At 66.3% G+C, this 3,938-nt stretch carries 4 protein-coding genes; 2 read left to right on the forward strand and 2 right to left on the reverse strand.

Annotated features, from left to right (window positions below; all coding sequences use genetic code 11):
* Positions 1-24 precede the first annotated feature (24 nt).
* Positions 25-1,119 carry an inositol-3-phosphate synthase gene (locus tag WB785_RS14355; RefSeq protein ID WP_424080003.1) on the reverse strand — a complete coding sequence of 365 codons (1,095 nt, stop codon included), beginning with the start codon at positions 1,117-1,119 and terminating at the stop codon, positions 25-27.
* Positions 1,120-1,173: 54 nt separating this feature from the next.
* Positions 1,174-1,716, reverse strand: a complete 543-nt coding sequence (locus WB785_RS14360) for a PadR family transcriptional regulator (RefSeq protein WP_424080004.1) — start codon at positions 1,714-1,716, stop codon at positions 1,174-1,176.
* A gap of 288 nt (positions 1,717-2,004) precedes the next feature.
* On the opposite strand from WB785_RS14360, the gene WB785_RS14365 reads away from it, so the two are divergent.
* Complete coding sequence (locus WB785_RS14365) at positions 2,005-3,189, forward strand: LLM class flavin-dependent oxidoreductase (protein WP_424080005.1); 1,185 nt, start codon at positions 2,005-2,007, stop codon at positions 3,187-3,189.
* Positions 3,190-3,250: 61 nt separating this feature from the next.
* Positions 3,251-3,676 (forward strand): DUF5318 family protein, encoded by a 426-nt coding sequence (locus WB785_RS14370; RefSeq protein WP_424080006.1) that lies wholly within the window; start codon positions 3,251-3,253, stop codon positions 3,674-3,676.
* The last annotated feature ends 262 nt before the right edge of the window (positions 3,677-3,938 follow it).

A 3,938-nucleotide genomic window follows, 5' to 3' on the forward strand; every position in this document is an offset into this window, starting at 1 on the left:
GAATTCATCGGCGCGCCGACAAAGCTAGCCGGCGATGAACTCTTCGAGCTGGGTGCGCGCGACGTCATCGGGCAACTGCTTCGGCGGGCTCTTCATCAGATACGCCGACGCCGGGATCACCGGTCCGCCGATGCCGCGGTCCTTGGCGATCTTGGCCGCCCGGACCGCGTCGATGATGACGCCGGCCGAGTTCGGCGAGTCCCACACCTCGAGCTTGTACTCCAGGTTCAGCGGCACGTCGCCGAAGGCACGGCCTTCCAGCCGGACGTAAGCCCACTTGCGGTCGTCGAGCCAGCCAACGTGGTCGGACGGACCGATGTGGACGTCCTTGGTCTTGAACTCCCGCTGCAGGTTCGACGTGACGGCCTGGGTCTTGGAGATCTTCTTGGACTCCAGCCGCTCGCGCTCGAGCATGTTCAGGAAGTCCATGTTGCCGCCGACGTTGAGCTGCATGGTGCGGTCCAGTTGCACGCCGCGGTCTTCGAACAGCTTGGCCATCACGCGGTGGGTGATGGTCGCGCCGACCTGGCTCTTGATGTCGTCACCGACGATCGGCACGCCGGCGTCGGCGAACTTCTTGGCCCACACCGGGTCGGAGGCGATGAACACCGGCAGCGCGTTGACGAAGGCCACCCCGGCGTCGATCGCACACTGGGCGTAGAACTTGTCGGCCTCTTCGGAGCCCACCGGCAGGTAGGAGACCAGCACGTCGACCTCGGCGTCGCGGAGCACCTTCACCACGTCGACTGCCTCGGCGTCGGACACCTCGATGGTGTCGGCGTAATACTTGCCGATGCCGTCGAGCGTCGGACCGCGTTGCACCATCACGTTGGTGGGCGGCACGTCGGCGATCTTGATGGTGTTGTTCTCGGACGCGAAGATCGCCTCGGACAGATCGAAGCCGACCTTCTTGGCGTCCACGTCGAACGCCGCGACGAACTTGACGTCGCGGACGTGGTACTGGCCGAACTTCACGTGCATCAAGCCGGGCACGGTGCTGTTCGCGTCGGCGTCGTAGTAGTACTGCACACCCTGAACCAGCGAGGACGCGCAGTTGCCGACGCCGACGATGGCAACCCGGACTTCGGTGGACGCCTGTGGCGCGTTCTGCTCACTCATGCGGCGTTCTCCTTAACTCTTATGTTGTGTCGTGATGTTGTGGATTACTCGGCGCTAGGCCTGCTCAGCGCCCCGTTGCGCTAGCCGCTCGGCCGCGATCAGCTCGTTGAGCCAATTGACCTCGCGTTCGCTCGACTCCAGCCCGAGTTGGTGTAGCTGACTGGTATAGCGGTCCAGCGAGTTGCTCGCCCGCGCCACTGCTTCACGCAGGCCTTCCCGACGTTCTTCCACCTGGCGACGGCGACCCTCCAAGATCCGCATCCGCGCCTCGGCCGGCGTGCGGTTGAAGAATGCCAGGTGCACACCGAAGCCGTCGTCGGTGTAGTTGTGCGGGCCGGTGTCGGCCACCAGCTCGCTGAAACGCGCGCGGCCGTCATCGGTCAATTCGTAGACGCGGCGAGCGCGCCGTACCGGCGTCCCGGCAGGGGCGGCGTTCTCGGCGATCAGCCCGTCCGCCTGCATCCGTCGCAGTGCGGGGTAAAGGGAACCGTACGAAAACGCCCGGAACGCTCCGAGCAAGCCGGTGAGCCGTTTGCGCAGTTCGTAGCCGTGCATCGGCGACTCGAGCAAGAGTCCCAGGATCGCGAGCTCCAGCATCGAGTCACCTCCTTTGCTCTGATTTGCTCAGTCCGTTACAACGACAGTTATGTCGGGGAACAGTCTCGCGTCATAGTATCGGCCCGATATATTCGGCGCCACTCCGGCCGTCCAGCTGATGTTCGTGCTCTGTTTAGCCGGCCTTGGCGCCGACGTCAGGACGGCGGGTTGACCCGCTCGACCGTGCCGTCGCCGGCGAACGGCGATGATCGTAGGCGATCGCCCGGTTGTAATCACCGTGGTTGCAAGCCTGTTCGCGAGGGCCGGCAGCAGGCATAAACAAATAGCGTGTCAATACATCTTCATTGGTTTCTGCCCACCTACGGCGACTCGCGCAACCTGATCGCCGGCGGCCACGGAAGCAGCATGCACGGCGACCGGCCGGCCGATCTGCGCTACCTCATCCAGCTCGCTCAGGCCGCCGAGATCAACGGCTTCGAGGCCGTGCTCACGCCCACCGGTCAATGGTGTGAGGACGCCTGGCTGACCACCGCGATGCTGATCGGCAGCACCGAGTCACTGAAGTATTTGGTGGCGTTGCGTCCGGGGTTGATCAGCCCGACGCTGGCCGCGCAGATGGCGGCCACCTTTCAGTGGCAGTCGCAGGGGCGGCTGTTGCTGAACGTGGTCACCGGCGGCGAGAGCATCGAGCAGCGGGCGTTCGGCGACTTCCTGGCGAAGGAGGCGCGCTACGGGCGGTGCAGCGAGTTCCTCGACATCCTCCGTCGGCTGTGGACCTCCGACGATCCGGTCACCGTGGCAGGGGATCACCTGCAGGTGGAGCAGGCGTCGCTGGCGCGGCGTCCCGACCCGCTGCCGGCGGTCTTCTTTGGCGGGTCATCGCCGGCGGCCGGCCAGGTCGCGGCCAGATTTGTCGACACCTATCTGACCTGGGGCGAGCCGCCGGCGCAGGTCAGCCAGAAGCTGGACTGGATCCGCGGCCTGGCCGCCGCGCAGGGTCGCGAGCTCAGCTACGGCGTCCGGGTACACGTCATCTCCCGGGACACCAGCGAGCAGGCCTGGTCGGAGGCGCAGCGGCTGCTGAGCGCGCTGAGCCCGCAGACTGTCGCCGCCGCCCAGCAGTCGCTCGCCCGGTCGGAATCGGAGGGCCAGCGTCGGATGCGCGAATTACACGGTGGCGGCAACGATTTCGGTGGCGGCGCGGATGCCCGACGGTTGGAGATCTACCCCAACCTGTGGTCGGGCGTCGGCCTGGTCCGCGGCGGTGCGGGCACGGCGCTTGTCGGCTCGCACCAGGAGGTCGCCGACCGGATCACCGAGTACGCCGAGCTGGGCCTCGACCACTTCATCCTGTCCGGCTATCCGCACCTCGAAGAGGCGTACATCTTCGGCGAGGGAGTACGCCCGATCCTCGCCCGGCGAGGTCTGCTGGGTGACGACGAGCCGACTAGACCCAAGGAACCGGTCCGGTCGGCGTTCCTGTCGCACGTCGGAGACGTCAGCGCTTCTTGAGGCACACCGGAGTAGCCGGGCAATCTCTCGGCATCGGTTCTTCGGACGTACTCTGGTCATCGTGCGATTGCAGCGACAGGTAGTCGATTACGCGCTTCGGCGGCGCTCTCTGCTGGCCGAGGTGTATTCGGGGCGCACCGGCGTCTCCGAAGTGTGTGACGCCAACCCGTACTTGCTGCGCGCCGCGAAGTTCCACGGGAAGCTCAGCACGGTGACGTGCCCCATCTGCCGGAAGGAACAGCTCACCCTGGTGTCGTGGGTTTTCGGCGACCATCTGGGCGCGGTGTCCGGGTCGGCGCGCACCGCCGAAGAGTTGGTCATGCTGGCATCCCGTTTCGACGAGTTCTCCGTGCACGTCGTGGAGGTATGCCGGACTTGCAGCTGGAATCACTTAGTCAAGTCGTATGTGCTCGGCGCGGTGCGCCCGGCCCGCCCTCCCAAGGGCACTCGGACAGCACGCAACGGCGCACGCACGGCCAGTGAATAACGAAGGGGAGCAAGACCACTCGGCCGCTGGTACCCGCGACGGGTCAGCGGCCAACAGTGGGCCCAAAGGGCCCAAACACTCGCCCGGCTCGCCGCCCCGGAAACGCCCGGCGGTTCCTCCCGACGACCGGATGACCACGATCCTGCCTCCGGTGAGAGACGACCGAGATCCGCTCGAGGCGGTCAAGGCCGCCCTGGGCGATCGCCCGCCGACGCGAGCATCCGAGCAGCGCGACCCGGAGTTGGCCACCGCTGCGCTGGAG

It is taken from the genome of Mycobacterium sp. (assembly GCF_049585075.1).
Taxonomy (GTDB): Bacteria; Actinomycetota; Actinomycetes; order Mycobacteriales; family Mycobacteriaceae; genus Mycobacterium.

Bases quoted from the DNA above. Each gene is read 5' to 3' on its own strand.
- WB785_RS14355 (WP_424080003.1), bottom strand. From the start codon at position 1,119: ATGAGTGAGCAGAACGCGCCACAGGCGTCCACCGAAGTCCGGGTTGCC.
- WB785_RS14360 (WP_424080004.1), bottom strand. From the start codon at position 1,716: ATGCTGGAGCTCGCGATCCTGGGACTCTTGCTCGAGTCGCCGATGCAC.